This window comes from Fulvimarina fulva (assembly GCF_039652615.1).
Taxonomy (GTDB): Bacteria; Pseudomonadota; Alphaproteobacteria; order Rhizobiales; family Rhizobiaceae; genus Fulvimarina.
Window position 1 is genome coordinate 1 of sequence record NZ_JBDJAC010000017.1, and the last position, 24,042, is coordinate 24,042.

At 60.9% G+C, this 24,042-nt stretch carries 20 protein-coding genes and 2 pseudogenes; 8 read left to right on the forward strand and 14 right to left on the reverse strand.

Going from position 1 to position 24,042, the window contains the following annotated elements:
* A pseudogene (locus ABDX79_RS17740) lies at nt 1–224 on the forward strand (IS5 family transposase); the annotation flags it as partial.
* A gap of 389 nt (nt 225–613) precedes the next feature.
* Here ABDX79_RS17740 and ABDX79_RS17745 read toward each other — a convergent pair.
* On the reverse strand, nt 614–1,165 hold the full coding sequence (locus ABDX79_RS17745) for a hypothetical protein (protein WP_346221645.1): 552 nt from the start codon (nt 1,163–1,165) through the stop codon (nt 614–616).
* A complete protein-coding gene (locus tag ABDX79_RS17750; protein WP_346221646.1) occupies nt 1,162–2,148 on the reverse strand; it encodes an IS30 family transposase in 987 nt (328 codons plus the stop codon). Before ABDX79_RS17750 ends, ABDX79_RS17745 begins: the two co-directional genes overlap by 4 nt.
* A 41-nt stretch (nt 2,149–2,189) precedes the next feature.
* Here ABDX79_RS17750 and ABDX79_RS17755 point away from each other — a divergent pair, with 41 nt between their 5' ends.
* On the forward strand, nt 2,190–2,735 hold the full coding sequence (locus tag ABDX79_RS17755) for a tyrosine-type recombinase/integrase (RefSeq protein WP_346221690.1): 546 nt from the start codon (nt 2,190–2,192) through the stop codon (nt 2,733–2,735).
* A gap of 93 nt (nt 2,736–2,828) precedes the next feature.
* Here ABDX79_RS17755 and ABDX79_RS17760 read toward each other — a convergent pair whose 3' ends face one another.
* Nucleotides 2,829–4,214, reverse strand: a complete 1,386-nt coding sequence (locus ABDX79_RS17760) for an aminotransferase-like domain-containing protein (protein WP_346221647.1) — start codon at nt 4,212–4,214, stop codon at nt 2,829–2,831.
* Between the two features lie 162 nt (nt 4,215–4,376).
* On the opposite strand from ABDX79_RS17760, the gene ABDX79_RS17765 reads away from it, so the two are divergent.
* Complete coding sequence (locus tag ABDX79_RS17765) at nt 4,377–5,240, forward strand: DMT family transporter (protein WP_346221648.1); 864 nt, start codon at nt 4,377–4,379, stop codon at nt 5,238–5,240.
* Between the two features lie 389 nt (nt 5,241–5,629).
* On the opposite strand, the gene ABDX79_RS17770 is transcribed toward ABDX79_RS17765, so the two are convergent.
* The 10 genes and pseudogenes from ABDX79_RS17770 to ABDX79_RS19770 all read right to left on the reverse strand — a co-directional run.
* A complete protein-coding gene (locus ABDX79_RS17770) occupies nt 5,630–6,598 on the reverse strand; it encodes a dipeptidase (RefSeq protein WP_346221649.1) in 969 nt (322 codons plus the stop codon).
* A 17-nt stretch (nt 6,599–6,615) separates the two neighbouring features.
* On the reverse strand, nt 6,616–7,335 hold the full coding sequence (locus tag ABDX79_RS17775) for an ABC transporter ATP-binding protein (RefSeq protein WP_346221650.1): 720 nt from the start codon (nt 7,333–7,335) through the stop codon (nt 6,616–6,618).
* Complete coding sequence (locus tag ABDX79_RS17780) at nt 7,328–8,092, reverse strand: ABC transporter ATP-binding protein (protein WP_346221651.1); 765 nt, start codon at nt 8,090–8,092, stop codon at nt 7,328–7,330. The genes ABDX79_RS17775 and ABDX79_RS17780 overlap by 8 nt, the downstream gene beginning before the upstream one ends.
* Nucleotides 8,089–9,066 (reverse strand): branched-chain amino acid ABC transporter permease, encoded by a 978-nt coding sequence (locus ABDX79_RS17785; protein WP_346221652.1) that lies wholly within the window; start codon nt 9,064–9,066, stop codon nt 8,089–8,091. The genes ABDX79_RS17780 and ABDX79_RS17785 overlap by 4 nt, the downstream gene beginning before the upstream one ends.
* 4 nt (nt 9,067–9,070) lie before the next feature.
* Complete coding sequence (locus ABDX79_RS17790) at nt 9,071–9,940, reverse strand: branched-chain amino acid ABC transporter permease (protein WP_346221653.1); 870 nt, start codon at nt 9,938–9,940, stop codon at nt 9,071–9,073.
* 71 nt (nt 9,941–10,011) lie between these two features.
* Nucleotides 10,012–11,190, reverse strand: a complete 1,179-nt coding sequence (locus ABDX79_RS17795) for an ABC transporter substrate-binding protein (RefSeq protein ID WP_346221654.1) — start codon at nt 11,188–11,190, stop codon at nt 10,012–10,014.
* A gap of 101 nt (nt 11,191–11,291) precedes the next feature.
* Nucleotides 11,292–11,915, reverse strand: coding sequence for a TetR/AcrR family transcriptional regulator (locus ABDX79_RS17800; RefSeq protein ID WP_346221655.1), 624 nt, complete (start codon nt 11,913–11,915; stop codon nt 11,292–11,294).
* Between the two features lie 132 nt (nt 11,916–12,047).
* Complete coding sequence (locus ABDX79_RS17805; RefSeq protein WP_346221656.1) at nt 12,048–12,917, reverse strand: sodium:solute symporter family transporter; 870 nt, start codon at nt 12,915–12,917, stop codon at nt 12,048–12,050.
* A 9-nt stretch (nt 12,918–12,926) separates the two neighbouring features.
* Entirely contained in the window at nt 12,927–14,741 is a 1,815-nt protein-coding gene (locus tag ABDX79_RS17810) for a serine aminopeptidase domain-containing protein (RefSeq protein WP_346221657.1), read from the reverse strand.
* A gap of 233 nt (nt 14,742–14,974) precedes the next feature.
* Nucleotides 14,975–15,157, reverse strand: a pseudogene (locus tag ABDX79_RS19770) (hypothetical protein); the annotation flags it as partial.
* 59 nt (nt 15,158–15,216) lie between these two features.
* Between ABDX79_RS19770 and ABDX79_RS17815 the strand changes: the two are divergent.
* The gene (locus tag ABDX79_RS17815) at nt 15,217–16,773 is read left to right on the forward strand and encodes an ISL3 family transposase (RefSeq protein ID WP_346221658.1); all 1,557 of its coding nucleotides are present in this window, start codon (nt 15,217–15,219) and stop codon (nt 16,771–16,773) included.
* Between the two features lie 1,582 nt (nt 16,774–18,355).
* On the opposite strand, the gene ABDX79_RS17820 is transcribed toward ABDX79_RS17815, so the two are convergent.
* Entirely contained in the window at nt 18,356–19,894 is a 1,539-nt protein-coding gene (locus ABDX79_RS17820) for a DUF6538 domain-containing protein (protein WP_346221659.1), read from the reverse strand.
* 613 nt (nt 19,895–20,507) lie between these two features.
* On the opposite strand from ABDX79_RS17820, the gene ABDX79_RS17825 reads away from it, so the two are divergent.
* The 4 genes from ABDX79_RS17825 to ABDX79_RS17840 are packed head-to-tail and all read left to right on the forward strand — an operon-like array spanning nt 20,508 to nt 24,010.
* Nucleotides 20,508–21,614 carry a transporter substrate-binding protein gene (locus tag ABDX79_RS17825; RefSeq protein WP_346221660.1) on the forward strand — a complete coding sequence of 369 codons (1,107 nt, stop codon included), beginning with the start codon at nt 20,508–20,510 and terminating at the stop codon, nt 21,612–21,614.
* A complete protein-coding gene (locus ABDX79_RS17830) occupies nt 21,611–22,213 on the forward strand; it encodes an ANTAR domain-containing response regulator (protein WP_346221661.1) in 603 nt (200 codons plus the stop codon). Before ABDX79_RS17825 ends, ABDX79_RS17830 begins: the two co-directional genes overlap by 4 nt.
* Nucleotides 22,191–23,090, forward strand: a complete 900-nt coding sequence (locus ABDX79_RS17835; RefSeq protein ID WP_346221662.1) for an ABC transporter permease — start codon at nt 22,191–22,193, stop codon at nt 23,088–23,090. Before ABDX79_RS17830 ends, ABDX79_RS17835 begins: the two co-directional genes overlap by 23 nt.
* Nucleotides 23,090–24,010: an ABC transporter permease gene (locus ABDX79_RS17840; RefSeq protein ID WP_346221663.1), complete on the forward strand. Its 921-nt coding sequence runs from the start codon at nt 23,090–23,092 to the stop codon at nt 24,008–24,010. Before ABDX79_RS17835 ends, ABDX79_RS17840 begins: the two co-directional genes overlap by 1 nt.
* The last annotated feature ends 32 nt before the right edge of the window (nt 24,011–24,042 follow it).

The following is a 24,042-nucleotide window of genomic DNA, read 5'->3' on the forward strand; positions in this document are numbered from 1 at the left end:
AAGCGGATATCGAGGCGGTCATTCCTGCCAAGCGGAACCGGATCGATCCGCCGGCGCATAACGCTGAGAAGTACAAATGGCGCAATCTCGTCGAGCGCCTGTTCAACAAACTCAAGAACTGGCGACGGGTCGCTACCCGATACGACAAAACCAGAGAGTCCTATCTCGGCTTCGTCTCCATTGCAGCAATCAAACTTTGGCTACCCTTTGTCCACGAGGCCTAATAGAATTTAAGATCGCTAGGAGTTCTTTAATCCTGACCCACTCCTCCGTCAGCCGCACTACCGGCCAAGCGCTGATTGGAAAAGTTCTGTATGCAGGGATCTCTTTGATCACCGCAAGACGAGCACCTATCAAACTAGCGGCATCCGGATTATTTGACCACGTCTCGTAGGCTGCTCGCCTTAATTGAGTAGCAACTTGGTCTCGCTGAGAACTATAAAAATTACCTCTCAACGCATAGCGGTACATTCCTTCCATCACCGGATACGCGTCGCCGTAGACCGTCCCTTCGAAAGGAGGCCAATACCATTGATCGAAATCTAGCATCGCAACGATCGCTTCGACGCGTGCCGGAATTTCAGTGGGCTCGATAATAGGTTCGTCCATTCCTCTAGTTCAGATCAATTTTTGAGGCTTTTACCTTCGTCGAACCAGTCGTTTTGACTGAGAGGGTCCTTCCGCGAATTGTTATATTACCTTTCTTATCGGTCTTAATGTATCCGCCAGCGTTGCCAATGCGTATATCACTGTCGGCAGTCACGATAATTCGATCGCCGGAGGTGATGTTCGTCATCCGTTGCGACTTTAGCGTCAATCGTCGTCCAGACAGAAGATCAAGATGGGCGGTGGCCTGGATATCTAAACTGCCGCCTGCGTTTGCGCTAAAATCGTGTCCGGCGATGAGCGAAATAGCTGAAGCAGCTTGAACGCGAAATGCGCCGGTCGGTGGCTCCCAGTGACGTCTGTAGATCTCATAATCGTAAGGATGCTTCTGAAAATTTTTCGGTGTCTGCAGCAAATTTGCATTCGTCATTAAAGTACTTCGCGGCCCTACACTGATGTCCATGTCACCGTTGACTTCTGTTCGGCGATTTTCGTCCACTCTCTCGAAGAATTCTCCAACTACCCGGTGGATTCCATCGCGAAGCGCAACAGTGGTCATGAGAAGCGGATTTTGACGTCCTTGCCAAGCTCTCTGAGAAGGGCCTGAAACGGGGTTATGAACCCGAGGCATTTCCGCGGTGTCGTGTTGAGGGTGATGACGGCGTCCTGCAGATCGGCTTCGTCGATCTGGTCGAGATCGAGCCATCTTGGGAGCCATCGTCGCAAGCGACCATTGGCATTTTCGACGCCGCCCTTTTGCCAGGAGGCATAGGCATCGCAGAACCAGGTCGACATGCCGAAGATGTCGGTGAGCAGGCCATGACGGGCAAAGGCGGTATCATTGTCGAAGGTCACCGAGGATCGCAGGCCCGGCGTGATGCGTCGGAAGACGGCGGTCATGGCGGCAATCGTCTCGGCGGCCGTCTTTCCGGTGAGACGGGTGGCAAACGTCACCCTTGTCTTTCGCTCATGAAGAACGAGGACCGGCCGAGCCCTTTTGCAGATGACGAGATCGGCCTCCCAGTGGCCGGCTTCGCCGCGATCCGCGATCTCGGCGGGGCGGTCATGGATCGAGCGGCGGCCTTTTATGGTATCGCGCGAGGGGCGCGCCTTCATCGGGCGGCGGATCTTGCGACGCCGCAGGAGGTAGCGCCAGAGTTCGGCTGCTTTCTGGGAAGTTCGGTAGATGAAGGCGTAGATCGTTTCGGTGGCAAGCGAACGAAGCTTTGCCTCGTTGCCACCCTTCAGCCAGCCGGCGATCTGCTCGGGCGACCAGCCTTCGGCCAGGCGATCGGTGACGAACTGGTGCAGACGCTCGTCACGCTCGAGCACGGCATCGCGCTGCCTGCGCTCAAGATAGGCTCCGTCAGCTTGCCTCGGCGAATAGCCCCCGCTCGCCAGCGCGTTGCGGCGAAGCTCCCGACTGATCGTCGAGCGCGAGCGGCCAAGCTCTTTGGCGATGGCTGATCTCGAATGGCCGGAGGCACGAAGAATGGCGATCCGCTCTCTTTCGGCGGACGACAGATGCTCGTAGGATGACACGGTAACACTCCCAAAGGTCTGCAAGCCCAAGCCGATCCTACATCGGCAAGGGGGTGTTGCACTTCGCTTTGGAACTCAGGCGTGTTCGCGACCGAGCGCTTTTCGATCTCGCTATCGACAGCAAGCTTCGGGGCTGTGACGTCGTAAAGGTCAAGATCGGCGAACTGACGTCAGGAGGCCGGGTCCGAACTCGAGCGATCGTCGTGCAGCGAAAAACGAAACGGCCGGTCCAGTTTGAACTGCTCGAGCCGGCTCGGTCGAGCTTGCTCGTTTGGCTCGAATTGCGAGGCGGGACAATCGACGATTACGCCTTCCCAAGCCGGATCGATCGGACAGGCCACATCAGCACCCGGCAATACGCCCGTCTGGTCGACGAGTGGGTGACGGCAATCGGTCTCAGGAGAGAGGACTACGGGACGCATTCGCTTCGTAGGACGAAGGCGTCGATCATCTACAAGGCGACCGGTAATCTGCGGGCGGTTCAAATCCTCCTTGGTCATACGAAAATCGAGAGCACCGTTCGCTACCTCGGCGTCGACGTCGACGTCGAAGATGCTCTGACCCTCGCCGAAAGGACCGAGATATAGGATCGCCATAGAAGCGAAACGGCCGCTTCTGAGAAATCGTGGCGGCCGGTTCGGTGTCGATGTCGGGTGGCGAGACGACGGTCAGCTTTCGGTTCACTTTTCAGGATTTCTGCCGTTGCTGTCTGAGTTCGTAGATATGATCGCGCTCTGAAGGACATTCGACAATCTGGAGTCGGCCATCTGTGTGACGTTGAAGCGCATCCACTCCGCCGCCGTCTGACCCGCACTGAATACGTTGCCGGGCGCAAGCAAGACATTGTCGGCGAGGGCTGCACGGGCAGCCTCCGCCGCATCGACGCCCCTGGGCAGGCGGCACCAGAGATAGAACCCGCCAAGGGGCTCGACCCATGGTTCAATGTTTAAGGATGCGAGCAGCGCGGTCGCCTCGCGGCGGCGCTTCGCAAGTCGCGTACGCAAGGCCGCGAGGTGCCTGCGATAGCTGCCGTCCGACAGGACGTGCGCAACGATCTCGGCCGCCATGGGGCTCGGGCCGCCGAAGTTCGTGGCAACCTGAAGATCGACGAGTTCCTCGATCCAATCCGCCTTCGCTGCGATGTAGCCGCAGCGCACGGATGCCGACAGCGTCTTAGAGAAGCTGCCGACCCGAACAGTCCGATCGAGCCCGTCGAGAACGGCGAGACGCGGCGAAGGATCCGACTCGAAGCCCGCGAAGATGTCGTCCTCGACGATCATTAGGTCGTGACGCGACGCAAGCGTCAGAACGCGGTGCGCGCATTGGGGAGAGAGGGTCGTTCCCGTCGGGTTATGAATGGCGGAATTCGTCACGTAGAGGCGCGGACGGTGGACCTTTAGAGCCGCCTCAAACGCGGCAAGGTCCGGTCCGTTCTTGGTTCGCGGCACGCCTACAACTGTCACCCGATGCGCGGCCATCAGGGCCTGGAAGTTGAAGTAGCAGGGATCATCGAGAAGGACCGTATCGCCCGGCTGGAGAAGCAGGCGACAGACGAGATCAATGGCTTGGGTGCCCGAGGAGGCGAGCAGGATTTGGTCCGCGCCGACGCTCAAGCCTTCGTCGGCGAACTGACGGACCAAAAGATTTCGAAGGCCAAGTGCGCCGCGAGACGGCCCGTAATCGGTAAGCAAAGTCGCATCAGCCTTAGCGAGCGAGCGCATGGCCTTGCGGATTGCAGCTTCCGGCATCCATTCGGGAGGCAGCCAGCCGCAGCCGGGTCGGATCATCTCGATCCCGCCGTCCAGCGATTGGCGTGACACCCAGAGGGGATCGACCGAACGATCGGTCCGCGGAGCGACCTCCCGAAGGGCGAGGGGCAGGCTTCCGGCCGCGTAGAAGCCGGAGCCGGGGCGCGACCGGATCAGACCTTCGGCACCGAGCCGCTCATACGCCTCCGCGACAGTTGAGGGCGAAAGGCCCATTATTTTCGCCATCGCGCGGATCGAGGGCAGCTTCTCGCCATGGGCCAGCGATCGATTGGCAATGCGTCGGCGGATGGTTTCCATCACGAGCCCTATCCGGGAACCGCCTGAAGTTGTCTCCCGCTCGCTCGCGCGCATCCGTATTGCTCCTCAAGCCCGTACAGTTCGGCCCAACTGTATTCGACCATCCCTGTTCGGGCGAGTCCCGATTGCGCTATCGAGCCGGTTCAAACAGGGAGCGACGACATGGAGCGGACTTCGGCGGGATGGGGCAGTGGATTGCTTGGCGTGCTGATCTTCAGTGCCTCGCTTCCGGCGACGCGTGTCGCGGTCGGCGGCTTCTCGCCCCTGTTCCTCACCTCGGCGCGTGCCGTCGTCGCGGCGCTTCTCGCGGCTGCGCTGCTGTTCACGCTCCGGCAGAAGCGACCGGAAAGCACCGATCTTGGATCGCTGTTCATCGTGGCGCTCGGCGTCGTCGTTGGTTTTCCGCTTCTGACGGCTCTTGCTCTCCAACACATCACGGCAGCTCACTCGATCGTCTTCATCGGGCTGCTGCCGCTGATGACCGCGATCTTCGGCGTCGTTCGAGGCGGCGAACGGCCAAAGCTTCCCTTCTGGATCTTTTCCGGATTCGGAGCTGCCACCGTCGCCGGGTTCGCCCTTCTCCAAAGCAGCGACATTTCGCCGATTGGAGATGGTTTTATGATTGCCGCGATCGTCCTTTGCGGGCTCGGCTATGCGGAGGGCGCGACGCTCTCCCGGCGCCTAGGCGGATGGCAGGTCATCTCATGGGCGCTGCTAGTGGCTCTACCCGCTATGTCCATGATCGCCATATTCGTTCTGCCGACCCGCTGGAGCGACATCACCGGCCCCGAATGGCTGGGCCTCGCCTATGTCTCGATATTCTCGATGCTGGTGGGTTTCGTCTTCTGGTATCGTGGCCTTGCCCTCGGCGGGATCGCGGGCGTCGGCCAGCTTCAGCTCCTCCAGCCCTTCTTCGGCCTCGCTTTGGCGGCCTTGCTCCTCGGCGAGACCGTTCCCCCATCCATTATCGCCGTCACGATTCTGGTGGTTGCCTGCGTCATCGGCGCCAAGCGATTCGCCCGATAACCGCCTATGATCGCGGTCGATCACACGCGGCTCACGACCGCTTTCGCGGAACATCAAATCGACCTTGATCGTCTTGGAAGGGTCGGAAGGATACTGACGGCTTACAGTCATCAAGGGGCAGATAGTGTTGAAAAAGCCGTTCAACGCATCTCTCAGCGCGATTGAACAGAAAGGCGTAGAATAGCCTTTCGGATGAGGGTGTTTTAAGAAATGTCTATGCGATCCGGCTTGAATACCGCCGGTGTTTCGGAAAGCCATTCCATGCTTGCTGCGGGCAAATAACGTTAGGCGAGTTTTTCAACGGAATAGGCAGAATGCTGTCATTCAGCGGAGTGATCAACGGCATTCACTGACGAACGATTTTTCAATCGCCACCATTAACCCTTTTCTCACCAGACTTCGTCAAGGAGCGTAAGCCAGTTCTCGCCCATGATCCGGCGAATTTTCGTCTCCGACCAGCCGGCGCGGTCCATGGCAGCTGTGAGGTTAGGGAAGTCGGCGATCGAGCCGAGGCCGTCGGGGAATTTCACGTCCCAAATCTCAGTGAGCTGGCGGGCATAGCCCTTGTCGCGGTTGAGATATTCGAAAAACTTTGCGCCGTAGCCCATGGTGAAGTCGGTTCCGAAGCCGACCCGCTCCTCGCCGACGAGGTTCACGATATACTCGATCGCGGCGACATAATCGTCGATGGTCGCGTTGTTGCCAGCGGCTAGGAACGGCGGGAACATGGTGACGCCGACGAATCCGCCATGTTCGGCGATGAACCGCAGCTGCTCATCGCTCTTGTTGCGCGGATGGGCCTTCAGGCCGGCAGGCAGGCAATGGCTGTAGGCGACGGGCTTCTTGGATGCGAGAATCACATCGTGCGAGGTCCGGGCGCCGACATGGCTTAGATCGCAGAGCATGCCGACCCGATTCATTTCGGCGACGACCTCGTGGCCGAAATCCGAAAGGCCGTCGTCGCGGCTCTCATAGCAGCCCGAGCCGACCAGATTGCGGGTGTTGTAGGTCATCTGCACAATGCCGACGCCCTGCTCCTTGAAGAGTTCGACGAATTCCAGCCGATCTTCGAAGGCAGAGGTGTTCTGGAAGCCGAATACGATGCCGGTCTTGCCCTCCGCCTTGGCCTGGCGGATATCCGCGACAGTCTTCGCTTTGACGATCAGGTCGGAGTTGTCGCGGAACTCCGCGTTCCACTCACCGATCGCGAGCATGGTGTCGCGGAAATTCTCCCAGACCGAGCAGGTGCAGTTGGCGGCCGTCACCCCCCCAGCCCGCATCGCCTCGAAGACCGGCCGCCCCCAGTCGGAAATGATGAGCCCGTCGAAGACGATCAGATCGTCATGCAGCGTGGTCATGGGTTTGTCCCTCGTTCTTAAAGATAGATACTGCGCACGATCGCGTCGTGATCGCCCGCCATGGCGCGGACATCGCCGCCATCGATGACCGCGCCGTCACGTAGCACGATGAAGCGATCGGCAAGGCGAAACGCAAGATTGAGATTCTGTTCCACCATCAGCATCGTCACGCCGTCTTCTTTCAGGCCGTCGACGATCAGGGCGATCTCCTCGCAAAATTGCGGCGAGAGCCCACCGGATGGCTCATCGAGCAGGAGAAGGCGCGGCCTCGACATGAGAGCGCGGCCGATCGCAACCATTTGCTGCTCGCCGCCGGACAGCGTGCGCGTCACCTGCCGCCGACGCTCGTGAAGGCGGGGGAAGCGCTCGTAGAGGTCGGCAAGCGTCTTCGCCATTTCGCGCCCGCCGCGCCGCATGGCGCCGAGCCTGAGATTATCCTCGACGCTGAGATCGGGAAAGAGATCGCGGGCCTGGCTGACCTGGGCGATGCCGAGCGCGAAAATGCGATGGGGCGCGAGACCGGCTGTCTCCTGCCCCTCGAACAGGATCGAGCCGGAGTACGGCTTCACGAAGCCGCAGATCGCGTTCATCGCGGTGGATTTGCCCGAGCCGTTCGCACCAAGCAGTGTCAGGCATTCACCCGGCACGACATCATAGGAGGCGCCGCGCAGGATCGGCTTCTGGCCGTAGCCCACGTGAAGATCGCGGATTTGAAGAAGGGGCGCTGTGTCAGGCATGTCCGAGATAAGCCTCCAGCACGGCGCGGTCTTGGCGGATCTCGTTGGGCGTGCCTTGGGCAATGCGCTTTCCCGCCGCCATGACGAGAATGCGATCGGCCGCCGCCATCACCAATTCGACCGCGTGTTCGATGAGAAGGATCCCGACGCCCTTCTCGCCAGCGAGACGCCGGATGATGTCCATCATCTGATCCCGCGCGACGGGGGAAAGGCCAACGGCCGGCTCGTCGAGCAACAGGACCGGCGGATCGGAGGCGACCGTGCGCACGATCTCGACGATGCGCTGCTGGCCGCCGGAGAGATCGCCGGCAGGCGTGTCGGCCATATGCTCCATCGACATGAGCTTCAGAAGATCACGCGCCCTTGCGACATTGTCGGCCTCGGATTTGAGCGCCCGCCGTCGCCCGATCAGAAGATCGAAGAAATTCCCATCCGTCTGGGCATGCAGGCCGGTCAATACGTTTTCCAGAACCGTCAGCGCCGGAAAGAGCCCGCCATTCTGGAAGGTGCGGCGGATGCCCCGCTCGGCGATCGCATGGGGCGACAACTCAGTCAGCGGCTCGCCGTTCAGATGAACGGTGCCCGCGGTCGGCCTGACATAGCCGGAGATCGCGTTGAACAGTGTCGACTTGCCCGCGCCGTTCGGGCCGATCACCGCGCGCACCTCGCCTCCGCCGAGATCGAAGGAAACGTCTTCCAGCGCGGTGAGCCCGGAAAATCGGACGCTCAACCCTTCGACATTTAAAAGATCACTCATGACGCCTCCCGGTAGAAACGTTCGACGAAAATCGGCGATAGACGGCGAAGGAGGCTTGCGAGCCCCATCGGCAGGACGACGAGCACCGCCGCGACGATGAGGCCGAAGAAAAACTCCTCCATGCCCGGGAAGGCCCGGAGATATTCCGGTAGCGCGGTCAGGAGCACCGCTCCGAGAACTGCGCCCAGAACGGAGCCAAGTCCGCCCACTAGCACCATGGCGAAGGAGGCGATGAGATGGAGCATTCCGAAGCTTTCGGGAAAGACATGGCCGATATGACGGGCAAACAATGCGCCGGCGCAGCCCACGACGAAGCCCGACCAGATAAAGGTGACGAGGATCACCCGCGACGTTGGGATTGCGAGCGAGGCCGTCGCGACCTCGTTCTCGCGGACGGCCATCACGGCGCGCCCGAAACGCGATGCGAGAAGGTTCGACGTCGCTTTCACCAAAAGCACCGTAACGGCGAGGAAGATGTAGAATTTCAGCGTGTCGTCGGTGAGCGAAACACCGAACACCGTTTCGCGCGGCATGGGCAGGCCATCCGTTCCCCCGGTGAGCGGCTTGGCGTGGAGATAGGTCCAGCGCATCAGTTCTCCGAAGGCGAGAGTGATGATGGCGAGATAGTAGGAGCGGATGCCGCGGAGCGCGGCGGCCGAAGCGAGAAAACCGCCGATTGCGCCGAAGGCACCGGCGATCGGGATTGTCAGCAGCCAGGGCACACCGAGCTTCACGGCGAGCACCGCCGAGCCATAGGCGCCGATGCCAAAAAAGGCGGTGTTGGCAAAGGCGAGTTGGCCGAGATTGCCAATGACGATGGTGAAGCCCAGCGTCACAAGCGTCGAAATCAACATGCCGTTGACGATGAACTGGGTGTAGGGGTTGGTCGCGAGCGGCAGGAGGAGAAGAAGGGCCGGCACGGCCCAGAAGAGGATGGTGCGCAGTCGGCGTTGACGAGAGTTGGGCATCTGCATGGCGTCACACCTTCACCACGGCCTTGCGGCCGAGGAGCCCTTGGGGACGGACGAAGAGAACGAAGACGATGATCACGTAGGCGGTGATTTCGATCAGGGCGCTGTCGAGATAAGCGCCCGCATATTGCTCGCCGATGCCAAGGAGCACGCCGCCAAGAACCGCCCCGCCGAGTGAACCGAAGCCACCAAGCGTCATAGCGGCGAAGCCCTTGATCAGAAAGGATGCGCCAAGGTCTGGGTGAAGCAGCGTGACCGGCGCAACCAGAATGCCGCCCAGCCCGCCGAGCGCAGAGCCGATACCCCAGCTCATATCGTTGAAGCGATCGACGTTGAGCCCGATCAGTCTTGCGCCGCGCGGGCTCTGATAGACCGCCTGGACCATCTTGCCGAGATCAGTCAGCGCAAGAAGACCGAAGAAGCAGAGAAGGAGGACGAGAACCGTCGAAATGATGACGATTGCATCCCCCGTGATCACCAACGAGCCGAAGAAGATCGGCGGCATGTCGAAGACCGGCGGCATAGGCAGCACCTCCCGACCCCAGACCATACGGGCGATGCCGCGCAGCACGTAACCGCCGGCGATGCACATGAGCGCAAGCCCGATATGCGGGCCGCCGAGGATGGGCCGGATAAGCCCGCGATTGAACAGGACACCGAGCACGAACATGGCAATGACGGCGAGCGCGGCCGCCGGCAGAAAGGCAACTCCGGCCAGCACCACCAGCACATAGGACAGGAAAGCCCCCGCCATGACGAAGTCGCCATGGCCAAAATTCACCACCGTGGTCGAACGATAAACGACCGTGAGCGAGAGGGCGATGAGCGCGTATATCGCGCCCTGGGCGAGCCCGCTCAGGGTGAGCTGCAGGAACATGCGTCTCTCCGTCGGCAAGGCCGGACGCCGAAAGTGGCGCCCGACAAAATGCGATTAATCGAAGCTTGCGATTAGTAGGGCTGGTCCCAGGCCTTCAGGACCGTCGGCTTTTCGTCGACGAACCCCGCAACGGCCGAGCCCTTGACCCCCTGATGGTCTTCCGGGGTCCAGGTGATCGGATCGGAAAGAACTCCCGTGTCGAAATCGTTGACCTCTTCGAGCGCCGAAATCAGCTTGGAGCGCGTGAGGTCTGGGCCGATCTTTTCGAGCGCGGAGACCAGTGCCTCAGCCGAGCCGATGGACACGAAGGAGAAGGTCGAAAGCTCTTCTTCGGGATAGTAGTTCTTGATCATGTCGGCCCACTTTTTCATTTTCGGGCCGTCGAGATTGTCGACATAGGAGTGGATGACAAAGTAGTTCTTGACCGTGTCGAAATCGCCGGTGCGCTTAAGCGTGTTCTCGAGGTCGGTGCCGGCGGTTCCCATGACAGGAATATCGCCGAGGCCGTATTTCTTCAGGTCTCGGAGAAAGATCGCAGTTTCCGCCTCGTACAGCGCAGCGATGATGAAGTCGGGCTGCGCCTCGCGAAGTTGCAGAACCTGGGCGGTCGCATCGTTCTGGCCACGTTCCATTGTCAGTTCGAGGGAAGGCGTGACGCCTTGGTCCTTCAGATAATCCCGCGCCGGGTCCGAATAGCTGTGGGCCCAATCGTTCGAATGTTCGATGATCGCGACATTCTTCGTGTCTGGCTTCGAGAGAACGAAGGACGCCATGGCGCGGCCATTGGCGCGGCCGGTGGGTACGCCGTGGAAAATATTTTCCGCTAGCGGCTCGGAGATCGAGTCACTGACGGCATGGGCGACGATCCATGGAATGCCGGCTTCTTCGACGACCGGCCGGATGGCCAAGGCGACACCCGAGCAGGAATTGCCTTGAAGCATGAAGACTTCATCCTGAGAAATCAGCTTCTTGGCGGCTGCGAGCCCCTTGGCGCTGTCGCAGGCGGTATCCTCCTGTACGGCGACGAGTTTGCGGCCATGCACGCCGCCCTCATCGTTGACCTGCTGATAATAGGCCATCATGCCCACCATCGCTTTGCTGTAAGACGAGGCGTCGCCCGAAAACGGCCCCATGACGCCAATTGAAATAGAATTATCGGTTAGACCTAGGGTCTGCGAAGCGTCATCCTGTGCGAAAGCCGGCGATGCCGTGAAGGCGAGCGCGGCGAACAGGGCGGTGAACTTTCTCATCTGCAACTCCTGTTAATCATTTTGACGAAGGTCACGACTTCTGCCGCTTGTGGTTGGGGCTTTAGGCCCGATAAAAACCGATCAGACGGTTTGTTTTTGAATCACTTCCCAATTTCAACTGGTCGAACGTGGACGGCGAGAATGGCTTTGAGTGCCGCGAGCATTTCGAGAAAATACTTCTCGTCCTGTCGCAGCACTGCCTGGACGGCCATTCCGCGAAATACGTTCATCATCAGGTTCATCGCGACGCGTTCGTTGACGATGGCGGGATCAACTGCGACGAAAGTCAGCGCCCAAGCCGCCTCGAAGCGCTCATGAAGAGCAAGGATCAGCGGCGCGAGATGTCCCCTCAGCTCAGCATCCCCCCGGGCAGCGACGATGATCTCAAGGGACGAATAGAACCACTCACCCTTAAGAACATCTGTCCACATGGCATCGAAGAAGTGGTCGTAGGTCACGCGCTTCTCGCGCAGGTCCTCGGCAAGCCGTTCGAGGTCGCCGGCGAAATTGTCGAACATTTCTTCCGTCGCGCAGACGATCAAGGCCATCTTATCCGGAAAATGATGAGTCTGCGCGCCCCGCGAAACGCCGGCGCGGCGGGCGATCCCGGCGGTGGTTGTGTTGGCGTAGCCGACTTCCATCAGCGACTGGACCGTGGCGGCGAGCAACAGCTTGCGCGTTTCCGCACTGCGTTGTTCCTGCGATCTTCGCTCGATGGTCGACACGGCAGCTCCTCATTTGAAAACAAACCAACCTGTTTTTTTGATTATGTCAAGGGCATAATGAGGTAGCGCTTATTTTTGCAGCAAAACGTCATTTCCAACTAGACCAAGCCGCAGGAATCCAAGATCCCGGCGCTAAGACAATTCAAATATTTTTGCGGCGCCAGAATCTGATCGTCCGGCCATGCCCCAGAAAAGCAGCCCACAGACGAGCGCGGCGGCGAGATAGCTCACCTGCGCCACGCCATCGGAGCGCGCGAGCGTGATGCGTTGCCAGTTGTCGACGGCGAGCACCGCACTCCAGGGGATGAACAGCCAAACCCCGGCGAGGAGCGCGGGCCGGTATTCGCCGAAGGCGAAGAAGGGCCGCTCAGGCGCTGCAAGAGTCGGCAGGCCAGCCATGCAGATCGCCATGGCGAGGATGATGACGCCAGCCTGCACAATGTCCGTTTCGACCGCCGCCCGGTAGCCGCCGATGAGGAGATAGAGCGCGATCAATAGTCCCGAAACGATGACGGCAACGGTCACATCCCCGCCGAGAAACGGAGCGGTCAGAAAACCAAGCGCTGCGAGCTGGATCGCCGATCTGAGGACGAAGACGAAGGCGAAGCAGGCAAAGACGATCCGACGCCCGGTGCGCCCCTCGCTCATCGCGACGAGATCAATGAGGCCGACCGTGCCGTGCTCGCCTGCCACCTTGCGGATGGTGCCCGCAAGCGCTGCACAGACGACGAGGCCCAGCGAATAGGCGAGCGCGATCGAAAAGCCGAGCACCGGGCTTTCGGCTGTGAAGAGATACAGCGCGACGAAGCTGCCGATGCCGATATTGCCGCTCAACGCGCCGGCAAAGGTCGCGAGCGGACCGTTGCGCCCTTGATTGAGGCCGAACTCCGCCGCCCGGTTTCCTGGTTTCGCGTCCCGGCCGAAAGCGGCGAGAACGAGCGGAAGAAGAAGCAGAGCGAGCACCGCAATGCTGGACGAAAGATCACCAGTCAAAGACTGCATCCGGCCATGTCAGGCGATCAGCCCCATGGGTCCGCGCAAGAGGCGCGCCGCGAGCTCCGTCTGGCCGTGGACGCCGGTCTTTTTGAACACCCGGCGCAGATGGGTCCGCATTGTGTTGATGGTGATGCCGAGTTCCTCCGCGACGACCTCTGGAAATTTGCCGCTGACGACGCCTGCGGCAGCCTCGGCCTCCTTGGCAGTAAGGCCAAAGGCGAATTGCAGGAGTTCCAGCTGGAGCGCTGCGTTGGTGTCCGTCGGGCGATCGACGTCGCGCAGGATGACTACCCCCGTCGGACCGCCGCGCTTGAGCGCCGATTGGGCAAGCGCGCGCGGACGGAAGTAAAAGCCGATCACTTCCGTGCCGAGATAGAGAAAGCCCTCGCCCTGCCCCAGGAGGAGCTCCTGCCGGTTCTCCTCGCGCACCATGGCCTGCAGCCGGCGCGACAGATCTGCAAGATCGCAGGAGCCGGCGAGCGCGGGCTGTGCCAGGAGCCGGGCGAGGGTCTGCGTGAAGGCCTCGTTGGCATAGGAGATCGCAAAGTCCGACGCTACGACGGCGGTGCCAATCCCCAGCCTATCGATAACATTTTCGAGGATCGCCCCGAGCGCCGCCGATTGCAGCACCTGCCGGCTGAGCCGATAGGACCGGTCGAGATGGGGCATCAGCGCCAGGAACAGCGCCTCCAGATGCTTGTCGGAGAGATTGCTGTCGGTCGAAAGCGCGAAGGCCATGCGGTAGAGGACCTCGGTCCAGCGGTCCTCGTCCTCGATGGCGTGATAGCACATCTCGACCAGCTCGTCGGCGCTGAGTTCCTGGTCCGGCTTGTTGAGGCCGTAGCGCTGGAGGACGCCGGTGGAGACCTCGCGCATGTCGACCTCTGCGTTTACCGCGCCTGACGCCGCTCCGATCGCCCTGCCCGCGCTCCAGTCGTCGATCAGCCTAGAGAGCCCGAAGCGCTCCTCCTCGATGATCAGCCCGGCGCGTCCCTCGCGCACGCAATGGGCGTCGACCGCGGCAAAACCGATCCGTTCCAGATGCGCGCGCATCGGGCCGACGAACCGGCCACTGGCGGTCATCGGGTCGTCGCCGCCGTAAAGGATGAGCATGCGGGTGTCCCGCTTTATCGTCTTTTCCGCCTGCCAGCGCCAGGCGCTTTCGATGCCGCGAAACATCTCGTGGAAATAGCCAGTGGTCGGGATGAACCAGGCAAGCGGATCAGCGATGAGCGCGTCGGTTACGGCCCGATCCGAGGAGACGACGTCGATCAGGCGATCGCGGCCCTCCAAATGCGCGCCGAGAAACGAATAAAGCTGGTGATGGGTCATCTCGTCGGGCTTGTCCGGCGCATGCAGAAACGACCGCGCCCGCGCGAAGCCGCGTCCGAGCTTCATAAGCGCCGGCTGGTTGGTGGGCGGCGTGACGAAGACGATGTTTTGCGAAAGATCAGGCCAGTCCTTCAGAACCTCCAGAACGAGAAGCGCGCCGATATTGGGAGCGACAACGAGCCGCTCCTCCCATGGCACGGTCTGGAAAGCTTCGCGCAGGGCGAGGGCAAGGTCCGCGACGAGCCGTTCCCAACCCTTGCCGATCTCCATGTGCCCGAGCGGCGCTGTACGGCCCGCAGAATGGCCGTGTCCCCGCAGGTCGGTCCCGTAAGTGGTCCATCCACGCGCGGCAAGACCCGCCATGGAGGCGCTGAGATTGCAGGTGTGCTGGGCGATGCTGTGAGTAACGAAGATGGTCCCGCGCGCCTTGACAACGGCTGGAACCTTGAAACGCGTCAAGGTCACCCCGTCCGCCGTCACGAGATACCCCGTCTGCATCCGCGATCCTATGCACCTTCTCCAGAACGCCCCTTCAGTAGGGTCAGGAGCGTCAAAAATGAATGGCCTTACAGAAAGTAACATGAAGAAGACTGCAGCGCTACGGCAATTCCCTGCCAGTATTGGCGCATTTCCGCCACGTATCCTTGAGATGCCTGAAATGCGTCACAGCCTGAACCGAGCCCATCGATCGCCGTCCGACCGCTCCGGCAGGGCGGCGTACGCAGAATTACTTACCGATATTTCCCCGAGAACAGATCGCCGATGGCGCGGCGCATGAGATAGGTGATCTTGCGGCGGGCGAAATGATGGGGGCGGTCGTGGATCATGTGGCAACGCTGGCAGAGGGCGGCGAGATTGGCCGCATCGTTGTTGGCGACGTCATGATCGAGATGAGCGCAGGCAAGGGAGGGTCTGACTCATTCTCGATGTAGTTTGGTCGCGAGCTGGTGGTTTCCTTGAGGAGATCACCATCATGCCAACGGGTATTTCGCCTTTGTCGCTCGTTCCCATTGGACTTTCGGTCGAACGCGTCGAGAACATCGACGGCGTGCTCGTCGTGACTGCGATGTCCCGAACGCGGGACGCTGAATGCCCTTCCTGCGGGTTCGCCTCGCGTCGTCTTCATAGCCGCTACGCAAGGCAAGTGGCAGATTTACCATCGGCCGGACGTCGCGTGAGGCTGTCGCTTATAACACGCCGGTTTCGTTGTGATCTGATCGGATGTCGCCGCAAGATTTTCGCTGAACGCTTCGACGACAGCATCGTCGCGGAGCGAGCGCGGCGCACCAGCAGGATGGAAGGGATCGTCCATCATCTCGGCCTGGCCCTTGGCGGCCGTCCCGGGGCGTGCTTTGCCAAAAGGCTGATGATGCCGGTCAGCAACGACACGTTGATCCGCGTCGTCCGGCGACGGGCGCAGCCGAGTTCGGAGCCTCTGACTGCCGTCGGCATCGATGATTTCGCCTTCCGCCGCAATCATCACTACGGTTCGATCGTCTGCGATCTCGAACGGCAGCGTATCGTAAGGCTCCTGCCGGATCGTGAGATCGCGACCGTCGCGGCATGGCTGTCAGATCATTCTCAGATTGCAGTCGTGTCGCGTGATCGCGGCGGCGGTTACGGAGAAGCGACGAAGCGGGCGTTGCCAAACGCCATTCAGGTTGCTGATCGCTGGCACCTGATGGAGAATGCCAGCGCGGCCTTCCTGGATGCCGTGAAGAAGTCAATGAAGCCGATCCGTGCCGCGATCGGCGCCACCGTCGTCGATCCGAAGCTCCTGACATCGGCCGAACGCCTGCAATACGAAGGCTTTTTGAGGCGAGAGGAGACGAATGCCGTTGTCGCTAGCCTCGCCGCCGAGGGCGTATCAGTGAAGGAGATCGTGCGGCGGACAGGACGAAGCCGTGGGCTGGTTCGCCAGATCGTTCGCGGCAAACGGACCGACGTCTTTCGGACCCGGCAGGGTTCGCTCGATCGGCATCTGCGCTTTCTCGACGCGCAATGGGACGCCGGTTGCCGCAACGGCGCTGAACTCTGGCGCCGTCTTCGAGATCTTGGCTTCCGTGGCTCGACCCGGGTCGTCAGCGAGTGGGCAACGCGGCGACGGAGATCGGAAACGATAACGACCGCCCGACTTCGCAAGGTCCCGTCGGCGAGATCCATCGCCCGGCTGATGACACTCAAACGAGATCATTTGACGAAGGCTGAAACGATCATGGTCGCGGCCATCGAGAACGGCGTGCCGGCCTTGGCAAGCGCTCGAACGCTTATCGATCGTTTCCAGGCGATCATCCGCGGCCGCGCCGTCGCCGATCTTGATACTTGGATTGCCGACGCCGGACCAAGCCTGCTGGCCTCATTCGTCCGCGGCATCAAGAACGATGCGGCCGCTGTCCGGGCCGCGGTTACCGAGCCTTGGTCAAACGGACAGACCGAAGGCCAGGTCAACAAACTCAAACTCGTGAAGCGCCAGATGTACGGCCGGGCAAAGATAGACCTACTCGAAGCCCGGCTTCTCGGCGCGGCGTGACCTTCATCGAGAATGCGTCAGACCCGAAATTCGACCCCGTCCGAAGCTGCGAATTCAACGAGCCCTCGGGAAAGGCGACCGAGGGAATAAATCAGATGGTCCACGAGGTGCATAGGAACGAAGATAGTTTCCCGTCGCTTATAGTCGAAGAAAAGGGGCTGGCAGCTACCCCCAACCAGAACAGGTCCGAGGAGGACGTCGACCATGCGGCGCCCCCGCCTTCCGGTGGAGAGGCTTCGCTTATCCGGCTGCCCGCACAAGCATCGTCGTTCACGACCAACCGGCCCTTTTCACTTCGCGGCTTTGGAGCTTCCAGCGACAGTCCGCATAGTTAAGTGCATGAAAAAAGGAGCGACAGTCGTATCGCGTCTACATATTCGAAGCGACCATTTCGCGACGACGTTCATGTTCTACCGCAAACCGGGCGTCACGCAAATGTCTTGGACCTCGTCACACTGCAACGCTTCTCTCTGGATACGCAGATGTTGCGGCTGGCGTCCGATGCGAACCGATGTGATAAGCGAGCGGTCAATTCGCGGTAAAGCAAGACCTCGATTTCCACGGGCTCCCCGGCCATACGCCCGTTGAGATTCGGCGCTTCGGTGGTTCATCGCAACCGCAATCTCTGCGGTCGTCCAACCACTTGACTGAGCGTTCTTTCGAAACTGATCGCGCAGTGACCGCAGAACGAGACCGGGATCGGCCCTTTCCTGTCGCAGAAGCCTGCTGAGGATGACCATGGTTTTATGAGATGAACCGGCATTCTTGAGCCGCTGATTGAGCTGGTCGGTAATCCTCCGGATATGATCTGCTGGTCCCTGACCCAAGCTAGAGAGGTCGAGCGTTCTCACCGCTACGAGCCCCCTTCCTGTCCGATCGCTGATTTTTGCAGATGGGACGTACAGAACGTCATCAACGACGAATGCAGTCGGCCACTCATAAGGTCGAAGCCCGACCATCTCCCCGAATGCCAGCAAGTCCGCAAGCAAGATTGACATCGAAGTACGCAAGGACCGCAGCTTAAGCACTGTATCTCGCAGTGCTCGGGGATCTATGCCTTTGCGACGCCCGGAGCCGCACCGATCAGGCAAATCACGCCCGTACTTGAGGGAAGGACCGTTCAATAGTCCGAGCTGAACAAGATATACGGCTATGCGTCGGAGTGTCAGTCGCCCCCGCTGAAATAAGTCCCGTAGGCCCTGCAAAATGCTCGACCTGTATTGCCGAATTGTGGCGTGCCGGAGCGTTGGTGTTACCCCGATAAAGTAGCTGATCGTCGTTGAAAGCCAAGCAGTACCCGGTCGTCCCCCAGCTCGCTTGATAAGCAACACAAGTTGATATCTGTAACGATCTTCAGTCTCCGGTCGACGTCGCAGAACAACCTCTGGTATATTTTTTAAATCGAGCTGAAGAGCTGCGAGAATGTCCTCCTCGGAGTGGTTCATGCTGGGTGCCTCCCTGTTACACGCGGTCAGGGAAGGCTACTGGAGCGCTTTGAAAGTAAGTAACGGAGATACACGCATCAGTCCTGGAGGCCCGGCTTCGCAACCGGCGCCGAGCGCATGAAACGTTGCGGTCATGACTAGGCTCTGTCAGGCTCAGATGTCGCGACAGCGAACGTCTCACCCCAGACCGGAATAAGATCGACCGCTTTCTTCAAGACGGCGATCGGGAATTCGCCATAGTGTTCGCCTTCGGTGCGCGGGGCATGGCCTTGCAGATAGTCTCGAACCTCGGCGTCCATTCCAACACGGCGTGCGACCGTCTTGAAGCGATGCCGAAAGCCATGATTCGGCGCGACGTTCGGGTCGGAAACGCCGAGCTCTCGGATCCAAGCTGCGAGGTTCTCGCCCATTTTCTTGTACGGCGTGAGCACCGCTTTTCCGGACTTTCGGTCACTCGTATAGAAGAGCGCCGACCGTCGACAGCTATGCACGAACTCGATGAATCCTTGCTCAATCAGATGTTCATGCAAGGGTACCACGCGCACTTTATAGTTTTTCACGCTACCCGCCTCGGGTGTGATGGTCAGTGACCAGATGCCGTCAACAAGAGTGACGTCGGCCTTCCGAAGCTGCGTCAGTTCATTCACACGGGCGCCGGTGTAAAGGGCAAGCCAGGGCACCCATCTTCTCGCGTCGGCATGGCAGGGGGCGAGCTTGCGCGGCGGCATCTGCCGCGTGCCGGCAAGAATCATCTCGACCTCAGCGTCGGTCAGCCCCGGCCCCCGAAGCGTCCGCCGCTTTGGGACCCTGACACTGAAACACTCAATCGGATTGGCGGTCAGCTTGCGCTCGCCGACATAGTAGCGGAACAACGCCTTGGCCGAGGCGAGATACACATCTTTGATCGTCCGCTGGGCCTTGCCTTCTGAACGAAGCCATTCGATCCAGTCGCCGACATGGTTGTCGGTAATCCGCGCCATATCGTCGATGCCGCTATGTGCGGTCAGCGTTCGAAGTGCCGGCAGCCAGCGCTTTCGTGTCGCGGCCGACAAGCTGACCGTGTTGGCATAGGTCTCGAAAGCTTGTTCGAGCTTTAAGCTCGACTTCGAGGCGGCTGTAACGGGGCGCTGGTACTTGGCTTCAGTTTGCCCGGGCGCATAATCGTTCTCGAGGATGCGTCTCGTGCGAACGCCGATCGCATCGAAGACCGCCATTGCGATTCGAAGATCCACAGCGCCTTGCATCTCTGGGGCAATCCGGATGCCACGGCTAGCGAAATACGTGTTGATCTGGTCACCGCAAAAACGGCGAAACTCCCGATGCGTGGCAACGTCATTCGGCTTCTCAATGAACTGCGCGGCGACGGACCCAAAGGCACTGTCCCAAAACGGTGACCACTGCCCGCTCTCGATCTCCTGACAGTAGGTCTGGAAGAACTCCGCGCTATAGGCGTTCATCTGTTCGTAAGTCGGACGAACGAGGCCAGCCCGAAGGTTCGACCAGCGTTCGGTGAGTTCGGCCATCGACTTCGAAAAGCGCACCCGCGCTTCGCCGACGTCCTTCGTCCGCAGAGATTGCTTCTCGACGCTCCGTCCGACCAAGCCGACGAGGTCGCCCGGGACGCGAACGCGCAGATAGTAGACGCCGCTCTTAGGATGCTTCCAGGGACGAGCCATTCGCAAAACCACTGTGTACCACCTTTGTGTACCACGCGGCGATTGCGAAACCCTTACGCTATAAGGCGTAAAGTGAAATCAATGACTTAGATTGGTTGTGGCGGAGAGGAAGGGACTCTCCCCCACAATAGCCGAAATCCCGCAAATCCAGCGATCGCCCGGAACGACCACAAAAACCTGCGATACACCGCACGATACACGACGCGATACACAGAGCCCAGCGCTATCGATGGAGCTTTGAAGATCGCGTGCGCCTCGGACGGCGCACGCCCCGGAAATCATTTCCGGACATGGTGCGGTCCGGAAAGCTTAAGAGAATCGCAGTGAGACCAGAAAACGCCGGCGCTCGTCCGCAAAGCCGGCACTCGGGACAGACGGGCCAATTGTCTGACTGGCAATAATCAATATCGGCAAGAAATTTGGCGCATCCCTCTACAATCTGCCTAATGTTGAGGCGATCGATTGGCGTGCTCAAAAACCGATTGACAGCGATGCGCCGTTCGCTAAGCTGAGATCGACATACGGCATCTGCGCCGAACGGCATTCGAGCCCCGATCTTTCTACCGCGTACGCGATAGAAAGATCGGGGCTTTTTTATTTGAAAACGCTACGGATGAAGACCAGAATCGATATCGGCATCCTCTTCTCGCGGTCCGGACCATATCGGCTCCTCGCCGAGGCGTCCTACCGCGGGGCTATGGATGCGATCGCCGCGGTCAACGCCGATCCGGAACGGACGATCGAGATCATCGGTATCGTGCGCGACCCTGCTGGCAACACCGACCGCTACGCGCCGCTCTGCGCGGACATCCTTGCGACCTCGTCGGCCCGTCACATCGTCGGTTGCACCACATCGTGGAGCCGCAAGGAGGTGATTCCGAGCCTCGAAAAGGCCGGCGGGACACTCTGGTATGCCTGTCCCTATGAGGGGTTCGAGGCGAGCGAGCACGTGGTCTATCTCCATGCGTGCCCGAACCAGCATCTCGTGCCGCTTCTCGCCCATGTGCTGCCCCGCTTCGGAAGCCGCGCATTCTTCGTCGGCTCGAACTATATCTGGGGTTGGGAAACCAACCGGGTCGCCCGCGACGTGGTCGGCGATGTTGGCGGCACGGTGCTCGGCGAGCGCTATCTGCCACTCGGCGACACGGACGTCGCCCGGCTCATCGAGGAGATTCGCGCCACGCGGCCGAACTTCATTCTCAACAACCTGATCGGTCCCTCCTCCTACGCGCTCTTCCGGGCCTATGGGGATCTCTGTCGAAGCGACCCGACCTTCTCACCACGGACCTGCCCGATACTGTCCTGCAATCTGACGGAAATCGAGCTTCCGGAGATTGGGCCGACCGCAAACGGTCACCTATCTGTCGGGCCTTGGTTCGCCGCCTCGGCCACCGACGCGGCGCCGACGCCGTCCGACTCCTCATTCTATGCCGCAGCCCACAGCGCCGTGAGCGTTCTCGCCGACCGGCTGACCGACGAGCTCCGCGGCGGCGCGGGTGCGACGGCCTTCTCGGACCGGGCATTCGAGACTTGGCTCGGTCCGATCCGGATCGATCCGAATACCCATCACACCAGCCTGCCTGTTCGCATCGCCCGAGCGCAGGACGGTCGGTTCGAGGTGATCGAGGCGGAAGACAAGCTCGTCGCGCCCGATCCGTATCTGTCGCGCTACGATCCGGCACGGCTGATGGCCCGCCGAACCTTGAGGGTCGTCTCGTGAGCGCGCGGGCCCGCATCCCCAATCTCGGAGGCGCCAAGGCGTTCATTCTCCATCGCCCGCACGCGACGACACTTGCCTTGTCGCGAAGCCTGTCGGCGATCGGTCTCGTACCGGTCGAAGCCTGGCCTGAGCTTCCAGCCGGAGGTCTTGCCGCCGACTTCGTGTTCTTCGACGCCGATCTCGGCTTCGACGAACAGTTCCCTTGGCGCGCCGGCGATGCGCCGATGCCGCAGATCGCCCTCATCGGCTCGGAGGCACCCGGCCGGATCGAATGGGCCCTAGGACAGGGCGCCGACAGCCATCTCGTAAAGCCGGTCGGCGGATCGGGTGTCTATTCGGCGCTTCTGATCGCTCGGCGCAGCTTCGATGCCCGCCGCAATCTCGCGCGGGAGGTGGAAAGCCTCAAGGCGCGGGCGAGTGAGCGCCAGACCATCGTGCGGGCGGTCGTCGCCCTCTCGGAGAGCGGTGTCGGCGAGGAGCAGGCCTACGCCCAGTTGCGCACGCTCGCCATGAGCTGGCGCGTGACTATCGAGGAAGCGGCTCGCCGGATCGTCGAGCTCAAGACGGGAGGAGCCGATGAGCGTTCCCGTTGCCTCTGAACCGGCAGCGCGCAAGGCGGCGAAGCGCCGGGGCGTCGGCGGCCAGCTTCTGCGCCGTCCGCTCGCTCTCGTCGGCCTCTTCATCATTGCCGTCACCGTCGGAGGCGCGGTATTCGCGCCCTACATCGCCGGCTACGACCCGAACGAGCAATTGTTCGACGGCCTCTCCCTTCTCGGCGAACCGATGGCGCCGGGCGGTGCCTTCCCGCTCGGCACCGATCTTCTGGGACGCGATCTCCTAACGCGTATCCTCTACGGGGCCCGAACCTCGCTCATCATCGGCATCGCCGCCAACGGCGTTGCCCTCGTCATCGGAACGCTGGTGGGCGTCACGGCTGGCTTTTATCGCGGCTGGATCGGCACGATCCTGATGCGCTTCACCGACCTGATGATGGCGTTTCCGGCTCTCCTTCTGGCGATCTGCCTCGCGGCCGTCCTCTCACCGAGCCTGTGGATCGTCGCGCTGGTGATCGCGTTGGTGAACTGGGTACAGACGGCCCGCGTCATCTTCACTGAGACGAGTTCCCTGTCGCGCCGAGAGTTCATTGAAGCCGAACGGGCGATGGGAGCCTCTACGGGTCGCATCCTGTTCAGACATATCCTGCCCCATCTGCTGCCGACGATCATCGTCTGGGGCACTCTCGGCATCTCGACGACGGTTCTGCTCGAGGCGACGCTCTCCTATCTCGGCGTCGGCGTGCAGCCCCCTACCCCCTCCTGGGGCAACATCATTTTCGAGAACCAGACCTACTTTCAAGCAGCGCCCTGGCTGGTGTTCTTCCCCGGCATAGCGATCCTTACGCTGGCGCTTGCCTTTAACCTCGTCGGTGACGCCCTGCGCGACATTCTCGACCCGACCCAGCGGGGACGCTTCTGATGGTCGCCTACATTGCCCGGCGGCTGGTTCAGTCCGCCCTCATCCTTCTCGGCGTCTCGGTCATCACCTTTGCGCTTCTCTACATGCTGCCCGCCGACCCCGTGCGGCAGATCGCGGGACGCAGCGCGACGGCGCAGACCGTTGAGAACATCCGGCGCGAACTCGGCCTGGATCAGCCCTTCATCGTCCAGTACGGCCGCTACCTCCTCGGAATCCTACAAGGCGACCTCGGACGGTCTTACCTGCAACGGACCGAGGTTTCGTCGCTGATCGCCGCGCGGCTTCCCGCAAGCCTGCTCCTTATGGCGGGCGCGATCGTCTGCGAACTGATCCTTGGTTTGACCATGGGTCTCTTCGCGGCCCTCAAGCGCGGCACCGCCACCGACCAGGCTCTCATGGTCGGCTCCTTCATCGGCGTCTCGGCGCCGCAGTTCGTGGTCGGTCTTCTGCTCCTCTATCTGTTCGCGGTCCGGCTCGGCTGGTTTCCGATCGGCGGCTACGGCACTTTCGCCCATCTGGTCCTCCCCTCGATCACGCTCGGCATCCTCGGGGCCGGCTGGTATTCGCGCATGATGCGCTCCTCAATGGTGGATGTGCTGCGGCAGGACTTCATCCGTACGGCACGCGCCAAGGGGCTCGCCCGCTCCACCATTCTCTTACGGCATGCCCTGCCCAACGCGATCCTGCCCGTCATCGCGATGATCGGCATCGATATCGGCCTCTTCATGAGCGGCATCGTGGTCGTGGAGAGCGTATTCGGCTGGCCAGGCATTGGCCAGCTCGCATGGCAGGCGATCCAGCGTGTCGACATTCCGATCATTATGGGCGTCACGCTGGTCTCGGCCTGCGCCATCGTCCTCGGAAACCTTCTGGCGGACCTCGTCTCACCGCTCATCGATCCCCGCATCAAGCTTCAATGATCCGCGAAGAAACCACCGAAAGGAAAGTGACC

What these genes read in the sequence shown, in the direction of transcription:
- ABDX79_RS17765 (WP_346221648.1), top strand. Translation starts at nt 4,377, where the DNA reads ATGGAGCGGACTTCGGCGGGATGGGGCAGTGGATTGCTTGGCGTGCTG.
- ABDX79_RS17795 (WP_346221654.1), bottom strand. Translation starts at nt 11,190, where the DNA reads ATGAGAAAGTTCACCGCCCTGTTCGCCGCGCTCGCCTTCACGGCATCG.
- ABDX79_RS17780 (WP_346221651.1), bottom strand. Translation starts at nt 8,092, where the DNA reads ATGAGTGATCTTTTAAATGTCGAAGGGTTGAGCGTCCGATTTTCCGGG.
- ABDX79_RS17785 (WP_346221652.1), bottom strand. Translation starts at nt 9,066, where the DNA reads ATGCAGATGCCCAACTCTCGTCAACGCCGACTGCGCACCATCCTCTTC.
- ABDX79_RS17815 (WP_346221658.1), top strand. Translation starts at nt 15,217, where the DNA reads ATGCCAACGGGTATTTCGCCTTTGTCGCTCGTTCCCATTGGACTTTCG.
- ABDX79_RS17810 (WP_346221657.1), bottom strand. Translation starts at nt 14,741, where the DNA reads ATGCAGACGGGGTATCTCGTGACGGCGGACGGGGTGACCTTGACGCGT.
- ABDX79_RS17745 (WP_346221645.1), bottom strand. Translation starts at nt 1,165, where the DNA reads ATGACCACTGTTGCGCTTCGCGATGGAATCCACCGGGTAGTTGGAGAA.
- ABDX79_RS17820 (WP_346221659.1), bottom strand. Translation starts at nt 19,894, where the DNA reads ATGGCTCGTCCCTGGAAGCATCCTAAGAGCGGCGTCTACTATCTGCGC.
- ABDX79_RS17775 (WP_346221650.1), bottom strand. Translation starts at nt 7,335, where the DNA reads ATGCCTGACACAGCGCCCCTTCTTCAAATCCGCGATCTTCACGTGGGC.
- ABDX79_RS17790 (WP_346221653.1), bottom strand. Translation starts at nt 9,940, where the DNA reads ATGTTCCTGCAGCTCACCCTGAGCGGGCTCGCCCAGGGCGCGATATAC.
- ABDX79_RS17840 (WP_346221663.1), top strand. Translation starts at nt 23,090, where the DNA reads ATGGTCGCCTACATTGCCCGGCGGCTGGTTCAGTCCGCCCTCATCCTT.
- ABDX79_RS17835 (WP_346221662.1), top strand. Translation starts at nt 22,191, where the DNA reads ATGAGCGTTCCCGTTGCCTCTGAACCGGCAGCGCGCAAGGCGGCGAAG.
- ABDX79_RS17825 (WP_346221660.1), top strand. Translation starts at nt 20,508, where the DNA reads ATGAAGACCAGAATCGATATCGGCATCCTCTTCTCGCGGTCCGGACCA.
- ABDX79_RS17770 (WP_346221649.1), bottom strand. Translation starts at nt 6,598, where the DNA reads ATGACCACGCTGCATGACGATCTGATCGTCTTCGACGGGCTCATCATT.
- ABDX79_RS17760 (WP_346221647.1), bottom strand. Translation starts at nt 4,214, where the DNA reads ATGGAAACCATCCGCCGACGCATTGCCAATCGATCGCTGGCCCATGGC.
- ABDX79_RS17805 (WP_346221656.1), bottom strand. Translation starts at nt 12,917, where the DNA reads ATGCAGTCTTTGACTGGTGATCTTTCGTCCAGCATTGCGGTGCTCGCT.